Source organism: Mycolicibacterium novocastrense (assembly GCF_001570485.1).
GTDB classification, from domain to species: Bacteria; Actinomycetota; Actinomycetes; order Mycobacteriales; family Mycobacteriaceae; genus Mycobacterium; species Mycobacterium novocastrense.
In genome coordinates this window covers 1-15784 of record NZ_BCTA01000001.1, presented here as the reverse complement: position 1 = coordinate 15784, position 15784 = coordinate 1, and the positions used below count along the sequence as shown (strand labels likewise).

The following is a 15784-nucleotide window of genomic DNA, read 5'->3' as shown; positions in this document are numbered from 1 at the left end:
GACACGTCGCTATCCGCGCAGCCCAAACCGCAGCCGGGAATGGTCGACGTTAGCCGGCACGGTTGGTGCCAGCGGGGCTGCCGAACGGCCCGCAATCCGTGGCGGCAACGGGCCGGGACCACGCCGGGCACGCAACCAGCCAGTGTCGCAACCGCGCCGCGGTCGAACTGCATCATTTCCGCCAACGCCACCATGGCAGGGCGGCGAATGAGTTCACCCTCGCCAGCGTCGGGGCATGACCTTCATCCATCGCGACACGCACCGTGTCGGCCACAGCAGCCGCGGAGGCGGCCCGCCCCCTCTGCCAGACAGATCTCACAGTTGGCGTCACGACGCACTACTACCCCGGGCTGTGAAAGGCAAAACCCGATGCCATCGCTCAGGGCGGATGACCGGCGCCAGCCCGGCCAAATCGGCCAGCGGCGCGCCGACACCCACTATGTGATAGCCGAGGTCGGTGCCAGCCAGCGCCCACCATTCCAGAGAGCCGTCCGGTCGCCACGTGCGCCGGTTGCCGATCTCGCCGGTGCGGCGCCGCTGGATTAGTGCGCGGAGCGCGCCGCTCAGCAGCATCATCACGGCGAACAGGGCCGTGATGGCCATCATTTGTCACCTGCTGTTGGGATCGGTTTGGCGGCCACGCCGAGCAGGTAGTCGCCCCGGATACGGGTCGTTGAGCCGAGCACCACCAGGCCGTGCTGGGCCAGTTCGTCGAGGAACTGCTCGGCGCTGAACCGGTCCTCGGTGGGGTGATCGAACAACCGCCGGTAGGTGGGGCGGGCCAGAGCGTGGGCGGTGACCTCTTCGAAGTAGAACCGCCCACCGGGTGTGAGCACGCGGGCAACCTCGCCGACGGCTTTGCGCCAGTCCGGGACGTGGTGCACGATCCCGAAGTCGAACACCGCGTCATAACTGCCGTCATCGGCATACACCGCCGATCGCAAGTCGGTGGCGCTGCCCTGCGCCAGCCGCACCCGGTCCCCGTAGCGGGCCAGGCGCCGGCTGGCCCGGCGGATCATCGCCGGGTCCAAGTCCACGGCATCCACGCTGGCGGCGCCGAACCGCTCCAGCACCAGCTGCGACCCATACCCAGAGCCGCACCCGATCTCCAGGGCGAGCGCGCCCGGCATCAGCCGGCCGCCGAACCCCAGCAGCACCGGCACTTCGTACCACCGTTGCAGCCACCGCCGGGGCGCCGAGTTCACCAGCAGGGTCTCGACCCGGTTCATCAACATCGATCGCTACCTTCCGGCGTCGCCGCGGGACCGATGCTGAGCTCCCGCTGAGGATCGGGCGGCGCGGTAGGTCGGCGACGCGTCCCATCCCGAGTCGGCTCGGTCGACGGCGTGTTTGTCGGGCCGCCCAGTCAACAAGGCCCCGGTGAGCGCGGCGGCTATGAATCCGATCGCCGCGGTCGTCGCCAGGACCAGGGCCATGCCGTGCATGTAGGCGGCGTGCGCGCTGGCGGCCAGGCCCGGATCCGCCAGGCGCGCCGCCACCGCGAGCGCGGCGGCGATCGAGTCGCGCGCCGCGTCCGCCGCATCGGCCGGAAGTCCGCGGGTGTCGATCCGATCGGTGTAGCCCTGCGAGAGCACGCTGCCAAGCAGCGCGACGCCGAGCGCGCCGCCGACCTGGCGCAGCGTCATGGTGATGGCGGTGCCGGCGCCGGCATGCTCGGTGGGCAAGGCGCCCAGCACGGCGTCCATCGCCGGTGATAGCGCCGCTCCGATGCCCGCCCCGACCACGGCGAGCCAGAGCGCGACGAACCCGTAGCCGCTGCTGGTATCGGTGGTCGCGCCGATCGCCAGGCCGGCGGCCAGCACCGCCAACCCGGCCGAAACCGGGACACGGTAGCCAAGCCGCGCAGCCAGCCGTTCCCCAGCCGGGGCGCCGACGATCAGCCCACCCATCAGCGGTAACAGCCGAAGCCCGGTGCCGAGGGCATCATGGCCGCCGACGAATTGCATGTACTGGGGCACGACGAACAAGATGCCGAGCATCCCGAAACTGACCAGCACGCCGGCCATGCTGCCCCACAGGAACTGTCGGCGCCCGAACAGCCGCAGGTCGATCATCGGCTCGGCGATCCGCAGCTCCCACCAGGTGAACACCGCCAGCAGCAGCAGGCCCGCGCCCACGCAGCCGCCGACGACCGCGGTCGTCCAGCCGCGGTCGGGCGCGGCGATGATGCCATACACCAAAGCCCCCAGCCCCGCGGTGGACAGTACCGCGCCGGCCACGTCGGGTCGGCCCCGGTCGGGGTCGCGCGACTCGGGCAAAAAGACGGCGATCGCGACCAGCGCGAGGGCCACCATCGGGACGTTGATCAAAAAGATCGAGCCCCACCAGAAGTGATCGAGCAGATACCCGGCGATCAACGGGCCCAGTGGCATGCCGATGGACACGGCCATCACCACCACCGTCACCGCCTTGCCCCGCTCGCGCGGGGCGAACAGCGCTGCCACCACCGCGAACGCCACCGGCATCAGGATCGCGGCACCGATACCCATGACCGCCCGCGCGGCGATGACCATCCCGGCCGAATCTGCCCACGTCGCCGCCGCCGATGCGGCACCAAACACCACCAGCGCCAGCAGGATTGACCGTTTGCGGCCGTAGCGGTCGCCCAGGGCGCCGCAGGTCAGCATCAGCCCCGCCAACACCACAATGTAGGCATTGACCATCCACTGCAACGCCTCAGTTCCCGCCGACAGTGCCGTCGCCATGGTCGGCAACGCCACATTCAAGATGGTGATATCGAATCCGAAGACCAGCACAGCCAGCGCCAACGCCGCAAGCGCCCACCAACGCCGATTCGAATTGTCACTCATCGCGCCCGTCTCCTCCCATCCACCACCGCAAAAGCGGGGCCGATGATCGTTAATACCCGATAACGCCGGATTGAGCCGATCAATTAGTTTCGACGTTATCATCGGGAAGTAACGATGACAAGACTGTTCTCGATCCCGCTAACCCCGCCATGACACAGCCCAGGTGGCAGGGTGCGGCGCTGTTGCGTCCGGGCGTGTTGGCGTTCAGCGGCTCGATCGGCCCCACCGGCCGGCACGCCCATCACGCGGTGCAGATCATGACCGCCACAACACCTTTGACGCTGGTCGACGACGCCGGGGCCGTGCACCGCGGCACCAGTGTTATCGTGCCCGCCGATGCGGCGCACCGCATCGAGACCGGTGCCGCCAGGGGCAGCGTGGTTTTCTTGGAGCCCGAATCCGCGCCCGGGCGGGCCGCACATCAGCGAAGCGTCCGATCCGGCTGGACCGGCGGATCCGACCTGGGCCATACCGATCTGCAGCCGTTGGCGTCAGTGGTCACCGACCTCGTTGAGCGGCTGGCGCCCGCACCGATCGCGGCCGAGGACCAGCACCGACATCCCGCGGTCATCACCGCGTTGGACCTCCTGCCAGATCTGATCGGCGCCGGGGCGGTCCGAGGCACCGAGGTCGCCGCGCTAGTAGGCGTTTCGGCGAGCCGGTTGACCCATCTGTTCACCGAGCAGGTCGGCATCCCGTTGCGGCGCTATGTGTTGTGGATGCGGTTGCGGATCGCCATCACCCGGGTGAGGGCCGGTGATGATCTGACCGACGCCGCGCACGCCGCCGGCTTCGCTGATAGTGCGCATTTGACCCGGACCACCCGAGACATGTTCGGGCTGGCGCCCTCGGTGCTCAGCCGGCACGTGTCCTGGGATATCGACGAGGGTTAGCCGAATCATTCAAGCCGGACCGGCCGGCGGCAACGACCATCGAGCCATGAGCACTTTGACGCACACATCGGCCCATACCCTGGCTCGCTACGGCTACGTGCCGTTCATGCTGCTCGGCCTGAATGGGGCCGCCATCGCCCTGGCAGCCGCAGGGGCACCGAAATATTGGCTGCTCGTGATTCTCGCCGTGGCGATCGTTACATCCTTTCTAGTCGAGCGGCTCATCCCGTATGACAGCGACTGGAATCACGACCGCAGCGACAGCACCCGCGACCGCATCCATGTCGTGGTCAATGAAACCCTCATTCTGGCCAGCGTCGCAGCCATCCCGCTGCTCGCCGCGATCGTTCCCGGCCCCGGAATCTGGCCCACCGGTTGGCCGTTCGTGCTGCAGGTCCTGACGGCGATTCTGGTCGCTGACCTCGGCATCACCGTGGTGCATCTGGCCAGCCACAAAATCGCGGTGCTGTGGCGTTTCCACGCGGTGCACCACAGCATCACCCGCTTCTACGGCCTCAACGGGCTGATGAAACACCCCCTGCACCAAAGCGTGGAAATGGCGGCCGGGGTGGCCCCGCTGATCCTGATCGGACTACCCGTCGACGTCGCCTCCGTGCTCGCGCTGGCGGTTGCGATTCAGCTGCTGCTGCAACACTCCAACGCCGACTACCGCATCGGCCCCGCCAAATACCTACTCGCGCTCAACGAGGGCCACCGCTTCCACCACCTCAAATGGGCCGGGATCGGCGACGTCAACTTTGGCCTGTTCACTCTGATTTGGGACCACCTGATGCGGACCTACTCCTATGATCCGACTCGACGATTCGACTCCACTCAACTCGGCATGGCCGCCAAACCCGACTATCCGAACGGCTACCTTGCGCAGCTGATCTACCCGTTCACCAATGCCGGTGGCTGCCAACTTCATTCGGCGACGCCGTCACCTCCTGCGACCGTGACAAATCGATCGCATGATGGATCACAAGCATCGGCCCAGGCGTAGTGCGGTGGCGGCGCTGGCGTCGTTCACGTTGCCCTGCTTCCTTCTGTGCCGCGCACAATGTGCAGGCGCGGAAGGAGTGATGCGCGGTCAGTTCAGTCTTCGGGCAGTCCCCCGACGAACTGGATGATTTCGTCGTTGAACGCGTCAGGACGCTCGAGCATGAGCATGTGTCCGGTTCCTTCGATGACGACCGCACGAGTGTTCGGCGCAACCTGTAAGAACGCCGCCAGGTCGGAAAGTGGGGAGATGGCGTCGTGGTCGGCGCCGATTGCCAGCGTGGGCACACCGGGGTCGGTGAGCCAGCGGTCTGGCCAAAGCCTGCCGACGGCGGCGGCGGTCGGCAGCACACCGCGAGCGCCAACGCCATCGACCAGCAGGGCGACGCTGTCCGGGAGCAGGGCGGTGGGGCGGTGTAGGTAGGGCCACAGCAGGAGTCGGCGCAGCGCGGGGTTGGTGATCACGAGCTTGCGCATCAAGCCCGGTGCGGGTAGGCCCGCGGTGGCTACCTCGAAGTAGGTCGAGATCACCGAGGCGGGGCTGCGGTGCAGATTGCGGCCGACGCGGCGAAGGCCCAGGGTGTCGGCGAAAGTCTGCACGGTGCCGGCCACCAGGACGATCGCGGTGACCAGGTCGGGGTGGCGGGCGGCGAACCGGACCGCCAGCGGGCCGCCGAGCGAGTGCCCGAGGAACACCACCTTGTGCTGTCCCAGCTGCCGGATCAAGGTGGCCAGCGTGTCGGCGATGGTGTCGATGCAGTAACGGCCCGGTGCGGGTTGGGAGCGCCCGAACCCGGGAAGGTCGACGGCGATCACTCTGCCGTGCTCGGCGAGCGCCGGAATGTTTTCCATCCAGTGTTGCCAGCGCCCGCCGAGCCCGTGCGCCAGCACGAAAGTCTGCGACCGTCGGCCTTCGGCAGCGTAGTCAACGTAGTGCAGGCGCGAACCATTGATCTCGGTGTCGTGTTGGAACTGGGTCCAGTTGATGTCACGCCAGCTCTTGCGGGCCGGTCGGCCGTAGTCGGCGTCGTAGGCAACGGTGTTCCATCGCGCAGGCGCGGTCATTTCTAGTGGTCTCCTTCGATCGGACGGTCGAGTACGCCGATTGCGAGGACCTCGCGCGCCTGCGCGAGGACCGCATCGAAGTCGGCGTCGGACAGGCCCATGTGGCCAGGCAGCAGGTGGCAGGCAATGACGCCATCCCAGGCCGCCCACAGAAAGGTCGCGGTCGCCTCGATGGGAACGGGTCGAGCGACACCGGCCTCGACCGCGGAGCGCAGCGCGCCGGACATCCGCTCGATTTCGGTTTTGATTCGTTCGGCGACCCGGTTGGCCGCGTGGTCGAGCCCGTCGGTTCCGGTGGCATCCGACGGAGGGAACCGGAAGATCCGAAACAGCCCGGGATGGTCGCGGTAGAAGCGCAGGTACCCGTCGGCCAGGCCGAGCAGTCTTTCCACCGGGTTCGTGCCGGAGTTCCATCCCGCGTCGCAGTACTGCCGGTCGAGTTCGAGCGCCTTGTCGACCAGCGCGGTGTAGACGCCAGCCTTGTCGCCGAAATGTCCATAGATAGAGCGCACCGCGACGTCTGCGGCGTCGGCGATCTGGTCCAGTGTCGCGGGCTGATAACCACGGGACAGGAACAGCCGTTCGGCGGCATCGAGGATGGCCGCCCTGGTACGGGCCTTGCGCCGGTCCTGCCTGGTGGCCCCCGCTATCGGTTGACCTAACATGTGCAGTACGTTAGCAATATTGCAGCTACTCTGCAATATTGCTAACAACCTGCACAAAGGAGGAGCTTCGTGCCTGTTCTCGTTCAGTTCGGCGTGATCGAACTTGCGGTCGCCGTGCTTTCTGGCTGGCTGATGATCGCCACCGTGGAGATGCCCGACACGCTGCGCAAGCGTGGTATCACTCACTTGCACCGGATCCGCCAGGCCCATCTGGACCTACTGTTCATGGGCGTGATTCTGGTGGCCGTCGGCGCCGCGGTTCGCGATATGCCACCGTGGATCGTGGCGCTGATCGTGGCCGGCGCGTATGGCCAGCCGCTGACGTTCCTGCCGCTGGCGTTTCGCGCCTCGATCCAGCAGGCCCCGGCCTACCGGGTACTTGAGGCCGCCCTATTCTCCGCGACCAGCGTGGGATGGGTCGCCGTCGGCGTAGTCGTACTGACGCGGTAAGGCGCATCGGGCACCCCTGTATGCCTTCGGCTGGCTAATCGGCATCGCTCAAGCGTAGTGCCGCGCGGCGAAGACTTGATGCTCGATCAGTTTGGCGACGAGTACCGCGCATACCTGAGCAGGACCGGACGGGTCATTCCTGGCCTGAAGTAAGCCGGTCCCCCGGCAGCGATTCGCACAAACGTGTCGTCAGCTGTCGACGGCAACGCGGGGGGCGGTTCCTCCGTGCCTGGCGAAGAGCGAGTTTCACGGTGGGTCCGGTGACCGGCGTGGTTCGCGCATATCAAGTGTTGGGGCAAATCGAGTCACGGCCAGACCTTGGGCAACCACGCCGGTGCTTGCAGATAGGCCGTGAACGTGGGATCCCGGCTGCGTCGTCACTGGGTGGCGTTGTCCTCACCGCGGCGATTGTCGGCACGGCGGTGGCGGCGGGTTCGACGCCTGGCCAGCTGCGTTGCAGCGTAGGAAAGCACCGTAGGCTGCGACCAGCAGCGCCGCCACGTAGAGGTCCGTTTCCAGGTCGGCGGCGCTATCCGGGCTGAATAGGTCGAGATCAACCACACCGATGAGCCACCCGATCAGCGCAAGCACCCCGGCGAACGCAGCCGCACGCAGCGAAGTCACGTGCCCGAACCGACAGCGGCGCAGGTCGTCGCGGCGTGGCGATAGATGCCTCGCCACGACACCGCGCATCGGTGCGTGACCTCAACATCGACATCTGCGCCTGGATCAACGCCTGAAACGAGCACCCGCTCTCCTGTCTGGACCACGAGCGCCGACCATATCCTGTTATCCGCCGGCGCCTGCTGCCCGCGAAATATCAACGCAGGACGCCCGACAACCGGGGGGTTTCGGGTTTCTGCAGATGCCACCCCAAATGGACATGTCGGCCTCAGTCAACGCACAGTGTCGGTTGGGTGACTACCGTTTTGGGCAGCTGCTTTTCCCCACCGGGGGAACCACCAGTTCCAGGTGCCGAACAGCCGCATCAGGGCGGGCACCAGAACCAGGCGGACGATGACGGCGTCGATCGCGACGGCCACCGCGAGGGCGAAGCCGAGTTGTTTGAGTTCCAGCACATCGGCGGTCACGAAGCTGCCGAAGACCACGACCATGATCGCCGCGGCGGCGGTGATCGGGCGCGCGGTGTGGGTCAGCCCGGCCGCGACGGCGTGTTGGTTGTCGTTGCTGGATTCCCAGTATTCGCGGATGCGGCGGATGAGGAACACCTCGTAGTCCATGGACAGGCCGAACAGGACCGCGAACACCACGGTGGGCAGATAGACCTGCAGGAAGCCTGGGCTGGTGAAGTCCAGCAGTGTCTCGCCGATGCCCCATTGGAAGACGGCCACCGTGATGCCCAGCGCGGCGCCGGTGGCCAGGATGTTCATCAGGATCGCCTTGATCGGCAAAACGATGCTGCGGAACGCGGCGATCAGGAACAGCACAGAAGCGCCGAGCACCAGGATGATGACCAGGGGAAGCTTGGAAAGCATTTCCTGGTCGAGGTCGACGAATTCGGCTGTGCTGCCACCGATTTGGATCATCGGTCCCCCGTCGCGGCCGTCCTCGGCGGCCCTGGCCCGCAGGTCACGAACCAGCTCGGTCGCGGCCATCGAATCGAACGGCACAGTCGTCACCGCCGCCACGAGTAGTCGTCCGTCGCTGTGCTGGGCAGGCAGCAGGGTGTCGATGCGCTCGTCTCGCGACGCATCGGCGAGGAATTGCTCCACCAGCGTCCGGTCGTCGGCGGTCAACGCGGTGTTGGCCGGCCCGCTGGCGACGATCTCGATGGGCGATAACATGCCGGGCGCAAAGCTTGTGCTCAACACCGCCGACGCCCGCCCGGATGGTTTGTCGCCGAGTGCGGAGGTCCCCATGTCCAGGCCATATCGGATACCGAAGATCGGCATAGCGGCAAGGACCAGGATGGCGGCGGCAAGCCCACCGAAGATCACCGGCCGCGCCATCACCGCATACGCCCACCGCGCCCATCGACCGGACTGCCCGGCGGCAACAGAGGTGACCTCGGCCGGCTGCATCCGGGTCGGCAGCGCACCCCGGTTGACCGCGGGACCCAGCGTGGCTAGCAGCGCCGGCAGCAGGGTGAGGCCGACGACCAACGTGCTGCTCACCGCGGTGGAAACGCCCAGCGCGATGCCGCGAAAGATCGGCGCCTGCATGACCACCAGCGCGCACAGCGAGATCATCACGATGATGCCCGATGCGATGACGGTCTTGCCGGCCGTTGCCAGCGACCGACCGACGGCCTCGGCGATCCTCGGGTCGACGCGGTGCGTGACGCCGGCGCGCTTGAGCTCCTCACGGAACCGGCTGACGATGAACAACGCGTAGTCGATGCCGACGCCCACGCCGATCATCGTCGCGGTTGACACCACCAGGGAATCGAACGCCGTGACGGTGGTCAGCGCGAACATGACACCGGCGGCGAGCAGCAACCCCGCGAGGGCAACCCCGATCGGCACGACGGCCGCCAAAACAGCTCCCAGCGCCAGCACGAGCAGCCCCAGGGCGACCGGAACACCTATCATCTCGGCACGTTTGACGTCGGAGTTCTGAACGTCGGTCACATCGTTTTGGACCGGAGAGTAGCCGGTCAGCGCCGCGTCGACGTCCGCGTCGCCGCTGTCCGCAACGGCGTCCTGCAGCGCGCGGGCAACCGCTGCGCGGTCGGCCATGTCGCCATCGAGGCCCACCATCGCGATCGCGACGCGCCCATCCGGTGAGATCTGCGTCCGGGGATCCCCCGCATACGGGCCGACGACACTGCGTACACCCGAAACCTGTTGTGCGGCGGCCTGCGTGCGCTCGACCGCGGTGCGGAATTGCGGATTATCCGCGGTCAGTGTCTGCGACTGAAAGACGATGACGTCCTGCTCGGCACCGACCTGGGGGAAATGCTCCGCCAGCACGCGGTCCACCTCGGCAGACTCGGAGCCTTCAACACCGAAGTCCATCCCACCGAGGCGGTCTTCCAGCATCGGATACAGCGCGGCGCACGCCACCAGCAGCGCTGCCCACACCGACAGCACGAGCCGCCGGCGGCGTGCCATTGCGAGGCCCCATCGGTACAGCATCGATCTGGGCGCACCTAGACCCGGGGCCGCAAGCTCGTCGGTCCCCACTGTGGCAATGCCTGGCTGCCTTCTCACGCAGATTTCCCCTTCGATCGCCCGCTACGCTGCATTCCCGCCGCTACCCGATCCAACACATCGCCGGGAACCGCTTCTAACGGTCGACATCGTTAACATCGATACAACACGATGCATCGGGGTCTGGCAACCCGACAAAGGCGCCGAACCCTGGGTGATCGTCGCGGGCCTGGCCGGGGCTGCAAACACAAGGAATTGCAGCGATCACGCCCGCCAATCGTCGTTCGCCGGCGAACACCGCGTTCCGCCTGACACGCTCGCAGGCTGGACACAGATGTAATCGGCGATTCGCGATGTCATAGGCGTTTCGCACGCTAGGGCGCCGGGTAGGCAGCTGCCATGGCTGAGCCATCGACGGATACGCAACAGACCACCCCGGGCCCTGCGGCGGCGATATCGGTGCCCGACACCCTGCGGGTCGTCGCTCAGGTCATCGCACCCACGCTGGCCCAGGGCGTCATCATCCGACGCCCTGCGGCAATGGTGGTCGCCGAAAGGTTACAGCTGGACGGGCGGGCGGTGGCGATATTGAGCTGGCTGCGGGCCCGTCACGGCCGGGCGCCGCTGCTGCTGCGTATCCCTGGCCGCAGCGTGGCGATCCTGCTCGATGCTGGCGATGTCGCTGGCCTGCTGCGCGGTGCGCCCGAGCCGTTCGCGCCGAGCACGCCCGAAAAGCGGGCCGCGCTGGCGCATTTTCAGCCGCACGGCGTCCTGGCAAGCGCGGGCCAATTGCGCGAGAAGCGGCGGGCATTCAACGAGGCGGCGCTGCAGACCCAGCAGCACGTCCATCCGCTTGCCCCCACCATCGTGGGTGGGGTCCTGCGTGAAGTAGCCGCGCTGTTGGATCGCATCAAAGACACCGGCTCGCTGTCGTGGAACGAATTCGCGCCGAGCTGGTGGCGCATCGTGCGCGGCACTGTCCTTGGGGACGCGGCGCGCCCCGATGAGCAACTCACCGACAACCTTGCCCGCCTGCGTCGCCGCGCGAATTGGGCGTATGTGGGGCACCGCGACAAGCGGACCCGCCGCCGATTCGATGCCGCAGTACAGCAGTACCTCGACCGGGCCGAGCGCGGCAGCCTGGCCGAAGCGATCGCCCAGGCTGACCCCACACCGCAGGTCGACGCCGCCGATCAGGTGGCGCACTGGCTGTTCGCGTTCGACGCCGCAGGCATGACCACCTTCCGCGCCCTGGCGCTGCTATCGACTCATCCGGACCACACCGCGTGGGTTCGAGAGGAACTCGATACCGACCTGAGCCAGCCTCAGTCTCTGCAGCGGTTGCGCGCGTGTGCGCTCGACACCGTCCGGCTGTGGCCGACCACCCCGGTGATCCTGCGGGAAAGCACCACCCCCACGGTCTGGCACGACATGGAGTACCCCACGGGCACAACATTTTTGGTATACGCACCGTTGTTTCACCGCGACGCGGGGGTGCTGGACTTCGCCGACCGGTTCGCACCCCACATCTGGTTGGATGGCCGGGCCCGCCAACACCCCGAACTGGTGCCGTTCAGCGCCGGGCCCGGGGTATGCCCGGGCCAAAACGTCGTTCTGCTCACCGTCAGCACCGCGCTGGCCGCCCTGCTGCAGCGGCACCGATTCGAGGTCCTCGCCGGCCCGCCGCTGACACCGCGGGTTCCCGCAGTAGTGAGCCCGTTTCGGCTGCGGTTCGGGGTGCGCCCGAGCGCACCGTGAGCGCCCCCACTTTGCCGCATCGCCACCATCAGTTATCATCGCTGCATGACGATTAATACGCGTGGCCGCGGCAAGCCGGTCGCAACCGAGAATGCCTTGGACCCGGCGGTGGCGTTGTTCCACGGGCTGTCGGACGCCACCCGGTTGGCGATCCTGCAGCGGCTGGCATCCGGGGAGGCCCGGGTGGTCGACCTGATGGGTGAACTCGGGTTGGCGCAGTCGACGGTGTCCGCGCACGTGGCGTGCTTGCGCGACTGTCAACTGGTGGTGGGCCGTCCCGAGGGCCGTCAGGTGTTCTACAGCCTGACCCGACCGGAGTTGATGGACCTGCTGGCCTCGGCCGAGACGCTGCTCGCCGCGACAGGTAACGCGGTGGCGTTGTGCCCCAACTACGGAACCAGCACCCGCACCGGTGCCACCACGAAGAAGACGAAGACGAAGGAGAGCCTCCGATGAGTGACGCCTGCGGCTGCGAGCGCGACAACCCGGCCACCGGCGAGCAGGGCGAGGAGCACGAACCCGAACGGTTCTGGGAAGTAACCGAACTGCGGGCGGCCGCGGTCTCGGGTGTTCTGCTGCTGGCGGCGCTGATCGCCGGCTGGGCCGGTGCATCGCATCCGGTTCAGCTGACCCTGGAGGCGGCCGCGCTGGCGGTCGGCGCCTACACGTTCGTCCCCTCCACGCTGCGGCGGCTGATGAAGGGCAAGATCGGCGTCGGCACCCTGATGACGATCGCCGCGATCGGCGCGGTCATCCTCGGCGAGGTCGGCGAAGCCGCGATGCTGGCGTTCCTGTTCTCGATCAGCGAAGGCCTCGAAGAGTATTCATTGGCCCGCACCCGCCGCGGACTGCGCGCGCTGCTGTCGCTGGTGCCCGACCAGGCCACCGTGCTGCGCGACGGCACCGAAAGCGTCGTCTCACCCGCGGAGTTGCAGGTCGGTGACCGGATGCTGATCAAGCCCGGCGAGCGGATCGCCACCGACGGCGTCATCCGCGACGGACACACCGCCCTGGACGTGTCGGCGATCACCGGCGAATCCGTGCCGGTCGAAGCCGGGCCGGGTGACGAGGTGTTCGCCGGGTCGATCAACGGCACCGGGGTGCTCGAGGTGGAGGTCACCACCACCGCGGAGAACAACTCGCTGGCCCGCATCGTGCGCATCGTGGAAGCCGAACAGGCCCGCAAGGGCGCCAGCCAGCGACTGGCCGACCGCATCGCCAAGCCGCTGGTGCCCGGCATCATGATCGCCGCCACCGTGATCGCCGCGGTGGGCAGCCTGCTCGGCGACCCGGCCACCTGGATCGAACGCGCCCTGGTGGTGCTGGTCGCCGCCTCACCGTGCGCGCTGGCCATCTCGGTGCCGGTCACCGTGGTCGCTGCGATCGGCGCCGCGAGCAAGCTCGGCGTGCTGGTCAAGGGCGGCGCCGCGCTGGAAGCCCTGGGCGCGGTACGTGGTGTCGCGCTGGACAAGACCGGTACGCTGACCGCCAACCGGCCCGCCGTCGTCGACGTCGCCGCCACCAACGGCGCCAGCCGCGAGCAGGTACTTGCGATGGCCGCGGCGCTGGAAGCCCGCAGCGAACACCCGCTGGCCCGGGCCATCCTCGCCGCCGTCGACGACGTGCAACCCGCAACCGAGGTGGAAGCTGTCACCGGCGCCGGGCTCACCGGCCGCATCGACGGGCGGCCTGTCCGGCTGGGCCGCCCCGGCTGGATCGACCCGGGCCCGCTCGCCGGTGAGGTGCAGCGAATGCAGCAGGGCGGCGCCACCGCCGTGCTGATCGAGGACGACGCACGCTTGATCGGCGCGGTCGCGGTCCGTGACGAACTTCGCCCGGAGGCCGCCGAAGTGATCGCCCGGCTACACGAAAGCGGCTGCCGGGTCGCGATGCTCACCGGCGACAACGACACCACCGCCCGCGCGCTGGCCGCCCAAGCCGGCATCGACAGCGTGCACGCCGACCTGCGCCCGGAAGACAAGTCCCGCATCGTCGCCGAACTGCGTCGCGAGCGGTTCACCGCGATGGTCGGCGACGGCGTCAACGACGCGCCCGCGCTGGCCACCGCCGACCTCGGGGTCGCGATGGGCGCGATGGGCACCGACGTCGCCATCGAAACCGCCGACGTCGCGCTGATGGGTGAGGATTTGCGTCACCTGCCCCAAGCGCTCGAACACGCTCGCCGCGCGCGGGCGATCATGCTGCAGAACGTCGGACTGTCGCTGGGATTGATCACCATCCTCATCCCGCTGGCCCTGTTCGGGGTGCTCGGGCTGGCCGCGGTTGTGCTGGTGCATGAACTAGCTGAGGTGGTAGTCATCGCCAACGGGGTGCGCGCTGGCCGCGCGAAACCGCTCTCGGACGCGCCCGGACCAACCGCGCGGCCCGCGCCCGCGGTTGCCCGCGCGGCATCGTGACAACGGTGAGGGCGCTCGCCGTGCGTCGCCGCAGCATACTGCTGGCCGCGGCGGCCGCCCTCACCGTGTTCGACCTCTCGGTGAAGGCTTGGGCGGCAACGGCTTTGAGTACCGGTCCGATCGACTGGTGGCCGGTGGCTCTGCGGCTGGCATACAACCCGGGTGCCGCGTTCTCACTGGCCGCGGATGCTCCCAGATGGCTGCTGCTGGCCGTCACCACGGTGGTCACCGCCGCAGTCGCCGTATTTGCGTGGCGCACCGCCCCGACCGCCAAGCTCCCGTGGCGAATCGCGTTGGCCGCCATCCTCGGCGGCGCGACGGCCAATGTGATCGACCGGGCACCCGACGGGGTGGTCACCGACTACCTACATACCGGGTGGTGGCCGACGTTCAACCTCGCCGACACGTTCATTGTTGGTGGCGCCCTCACCCTGATCGTCCTGACCGTGTTCGGCCATTCTCACCACCACGATCAAGCCAGCGGTGTCCGTTGAGTAGCCTTCCGAGGATTTCTGGATGACTTTGCGCCAGGGGTACCCGCATGACATCGCTGTCTGACCAGGCCCGTCTGATCCGGCGTGGACTGGCGTTGGCGTGGCTCATCGTTGTCTGGGACATCATCGAGGGCGCCGTCGCCGTCACAGCCGGAATCGCCGCGGGATCTATCGCCCTGATCGGGTTCGGCATCGACTCGACGATCGAGGTGTTCGCTGCCGCCATCGTCATCTGGCAACTACGCGGCCATGGCCACGGCCGTACCCGTCCGGCGCTGCGACTGATAGCAGTCAGCTTCTACGCCCTGGCCGCCTACGTGACATTCGAATCGGCCCGCGACCTGATCAGCCAGGACAAGGCCGGCGAATCGATCGTCGGGATCGTGCTGAACATCGTTGCGCTGGCCGTCATGGTTCCCGTCGCGATCGCCCAGCGTCGCACCGGATCCCAGCTCGAAAATCCGGTGCTCACCGCGCAGGCACAAGAAACGTGGTTGTCCAACTCTCTATCGGTCAGCCTGCTCGTCGGTTTGAGCCTCAACGCCACGGTCGGATGGTGGTGGGCCGACCCGGTGGTGGCGCTCCTCGTCGCCGGGTTGGCGGCGTGGTCCGGACACCAGACCTGGGCCGAAGCCGGCGAGCACTCGAGCAAGAAGCTCCGCTGAACCACCCGCCCCGGAGATTCTCCCTCATGCGAACCTGGTCCGAAAGGTGCATGTAATTCGACCGACCCGAACCGTGCTGCAGATGCGCGCCGACCGCGCGACCCGGCGTGCCGCTCTGGTGACATGCCCGCTTCCGGTTTGCGTCTGCGAGCGCGACGGCATCGCGCCACCGGGGCCCGCGATCACGGTGGCCGAGCATGCGCTGCGCGCGGCGATGTGCGCCGCTACCCCATCGGCCACTTCGATCTATCCACGCCGCCGCGGTTCGACCACACCGTCGACGATCAGCTCGCGGTTTCGCACCGCACGCTGCCCGACCCCACCACGACAAGAGAAGCCACCTAGCCCGGATTTTTCGTGGAATGTTGACTGTGGGGGTGTGTAGATAAGCGAAAGTGCCTGTCCTGCAAGGAATAATTGGACTTCTCTACGGT

16 protein-coding genes are annotated in these 15784 nt (G+C 67.6%); 9 read left to right on the top strand and 7 right to left on the bottom strand.

All coding sequences use genetic code 11. The annotated features are described in order from the left end of the window. Positions 1-327 precede the first annotated feature (327 nt). From RMCN_RS00080 to RMCN_RS00070, 3 genes are read right to left on the bottom strand one after another with little or no spacing between them, the layout of a single operon-like run. The gene (locus RMCN_RS00080; protein ID WP_067386350.1) at positions 328-603 is read right to left on the bottom strand and encodes a hypothetical protein; all 276 of its coding nucleotides are present in this window, start codon (positions 601-603) and stop codon (positions 328-330) included. Further along, complete coding sequence (locus RMCN_RS00075; protein WP_067386369.1) at positions 603-1229, bottom strand: class I SAM-dependent methyltransferase; 627 nt, start codon at positions 1227-1229, stop codon at positions 603-605. Before RMCN_RS00075 ends, RMCN_RS00080 begins: the two co-directional genes overlap by 1 nt. Before the next feature lie 12 nt (positions 1230-1241). Then, positions 1242-2831 carry an MFS transporter gene (locus tag RMCN_RS00070; RefSeq protein WP_084376992.1) on the bottom strand — a complete coding sequence of 530 codons (1590 nt, stop codon included), beginning with the start codon at positions 2829-2831 and terminating at the stop codon, positions 1242-1244. Positions 2832-2980: 149 nt separating this feature from the next. Here RMCN_RS00070 and RMCN_RS00065 point away from each other — a divergent pair, with 149 nt between their 5' ends. Both RMCN_RS00065 and RMCN_RS00060 read left to right on the top strand, forming a co-directional pair. Continuing rightward, the gene (locus RMCN_RS00065) at positions 2981-3724 is read left to right on the top strand and encodes a helix-turn-helix transcriptional regulator (RefSeq protein ID WP_067386346.1); all 744 of its coding nucleotides are present in this window, start codon (positions 2981-2983) and stop codon (positions 3722-3724) included. A 46-nt stretch (positions 3725-3770) separates the two neighbouring features. Then, entirely contained in the window at positions 3771-4727 is a 957-nt protein-coding gene (locus tag RMCN_RS00060; protein WP_067386345.1) for a sterol desaturase family protein, read from the top strand. A 92-nt stretch (positions 4728-4819) separates the two neighbouring features. Here the strand turns inward: RMCN_RS00060 and RMCN_RS00055 are convergent, their stop codons facing one another. Together RMCN_RS00055 and RMCN_RS00050 are read right to left on the bottom strand one after the other, a co-directional pair. Further along, entirely contained in the window at positions 4820-5788 is a 969-nt protein-coding gene (locus tag RMCN_RS00055) for an alpha/beta fold hydrolase (RefSeq protein WP_067386342.1), read from the bottom strand. A 2-nt stretch (positions 5789-5790) separates the two neighbouring features. Continuing rightward, positions 5791-6453, bottom strand: coding sequence for a TetR/AcrR family transcriptional regulator (locus RMCN_RS00050; RefSeq protein WP_067386337.1), 663 nt, complete (start codon positions 6451-6453; stop codon positions 5791-5793). Positions 6454-6522: 69 nt separating this feature from the next. Here RMCN_RS00050 and RMCN_RS00045 point away from each other — a divergent pair, with 69 nt between their 5' ends. Then, positions 6523-6903, top strand: coding sequence for a hypothetical protein (locus RMCN_RS00045; RefSeq protein ID WP_067386335.1), 381 nt, complete (start codon positions 6523-6525; stop codon positions 6901-6903). 396 nt (positions 6904-7299) lie between these two features. Here the strand turns inward: RMCN_RS00045 and RMCN_RS00035 are convergent, their stop codons facing one another. Further along, complete coding sequence (locus RMCN_RS00035; protein ID WP_067386332.1) at positions 7300-7596, bottom strand: hypothetical protein; 297 nt, start codon at positions 7594-7596, stop codon at positions 7300-7302. Positions 7597-7799: 203 nt separating this feature from the next. After that, the gene (locus RMCN_RS00030) at positions 7800-9977 is read right to left on the bottom strand and encodes an MMPL family transporter (protein WP_084376990.1); all 2178 of its coding nucleotides are present in this window, start codon (positions 9975-9977) and stop codon (positions 7800-7802) included. A gap of 438 nt (positions 9978-10415) precedes the next feature. Here RMCN_RS00030 and RMCN_RS00025 point away from each other — a divergent pair, with 438 nt between their 5' ends. The 6 genes from RMCN_RS00025 (at position 10416) to RMCN_RS30740 (ending at position 15695) form a co-directional block, all read left to right on the top strand. After that, positions 10416-11774 (top strand): cytochrome P450, encoded by a 1359-nt coding sequence (locus RMCN_RS00025; protein ID WP_067386328.1) that lies wholly within the window; start codon positions 10416-10418, stop codon positions 11772-11774. A 45-nt stretch (positions 11775-11819) separates the two neighbouring features. Beyond that, positions 11820-12230: an ArsR/SmtB family transcription factor gene (locus RMCN_RS00020; RefSeq protein WP_067386326.1), complete on the top strand. Its 411-nt coding sequence runs from the start codon at positions 11820-11822 to the stop codon at positions 12228-12230. Continuing rightward, positions 12227-14191: a heavy metal translocating P-type ATPase gene (locus tag RMCN_RS00015; protein ID WP_067386324.1), complete on the top strand. Its 1965-nt coding sequence runs from the start codon at positions 12227-12229 to the stop codon at positions 14189-14191. The genes RMCN_RS00020 and RMCN_RS00015 overlap by 4 nt, the downstream gene beginning before the upstream one ends. Before the next feature lie 5 nt (positions 14192-14196). Further along, positions 14197-14685 carry a signal peptidase II gene (lspA, locus tag RMCN_RS00010; RefSeq protein ID WP_234787522.1) on the top strand — a complete coding sequence of 163 codons (489 nt, stop codon included), beginning with the start codon at positions 14197-14199 and terminating at the stop codon, positions 14683-14685. A gap of 47 nt (positions 14686-14732) precedes the next feature. Continuing rightward, positions 14733-15350, top strand: a complete 618-nt coding sequence (locus RMCN_RS00005) for a cation efflux transmembrane domain-containing protein (RefSeq protein ID WP_067386320.1) — start codon at positions 14733-14735, stop codon at positions 15348-15350. A 123-nt stretch (positions 15351-15473) separates the two neighbouring features. Continuing rightward, positions 15474-15695: a hypothetical protein gene (locus tag RMCN_RS30740; protein WP_131808485.1), complete on the top strand. Its 222-nt coding sequence runs from the start codon at positions 15474-15476 to the stop codon at positions 15693-15695. Positions 15696-15784: the final 89 nt, after the last annotated feature.

Coding starts and splice junctions, on each gene's coding strand:
- RMCN_RS00080 (WP_067386350.1), bottom strand. CDS start 603: ATGGCCATCACGGCCCTGTTCGCCGTGATGATGCTGCTGAGCGGCGCG.
- RMCN_RS00075 (WP_067386369.1), bottom strand. CDS start 1,229: ATGAACCGGGTCGAGACCCTGCTGGTGAACTCGGCGCCCCGGCGGTGG.
- RMCN_RS00070 (WP_084376992.1), bottom strand. CDS start 2,831: ATGAGTGACAATTCGAATCGGCGTTGGTGGGCGCTTGCGGCGTTGGCG.
- RMCN_RS00065 (WP_067386346.1), top strand. CDS start 2,981: ATGACACAGCCCAGGTGGCAGGGTGCGGCGCTGTTGCGTCCGGGCGTG.
- RMCN_RS00060 (WP_067386345.1), top strand. CDS start 3,771: ATGAGCACTTTGACGCACACATCGGCCCATACCCTGGCTCGCTACGGC.
- RMCN_RS00055 (WP_067386342.1), bottom strand. CDS start 5,788: ATGACCGCGCCTGCGCGATGGAACACCGTTGCCTACGACGCCGACTAC.
- RMCN_RS00050 (WP_067386337.1), bottom strand. CDS start 6,453: ATGTTAGGTCAACCGATAGCGGGGGCCACCAGGCAGGACCGGCGCAAG.
- RMCN_RS00035 (WP_067386332.1), bottom strand. CDS start 7,596: ATGCGCGGTGTCGTGGCGAGGCATCTATCGCCACGCCGCGACGACCTG.
- RMCN_RS00030 (WP_084376990.1), bottom strand. CDS start 9,977: ATGGCACGCCGCCGGCGGCTCGTGCTGTCGGTGTGGGCAGCGCTGCTG.
- RMCN_RS00025 (WP_067386328.1), top strand. CDS start 10,416: ATGGCTGAGCCATCGACGGATACGCAACAGACCACCCCGGGCCCTGCG.
- RMCN_RS00020 (WP_067386326.1), top strand. CDS start 11,820: ATGACGATTAATACGCGTGGCCGCGGCAAGCCGGTCGCAACCGAGAAT.
- RMCN_RS00015 (WP_067386324.1), top strand. CDS start 12,227: ATGAGTGACGCCTGCGGCTGCGAGCGCGACAACCCGGCCACCGGCGAG.
- RMCN_RS00005 (WP_067386320.1), top strand. CDS start 14,733: ATGACATCGCTGTCTGACCAGGCCCGTCTGATCCGGCGTGGACTGGCG.
- RMCN_RS30740 (WP_131808485.1), top strand. CDS start 15,474: ATGCCCGCTTCCGGTTTGCGTCTGCGAGCGCGACGGCATCGCGCCACC.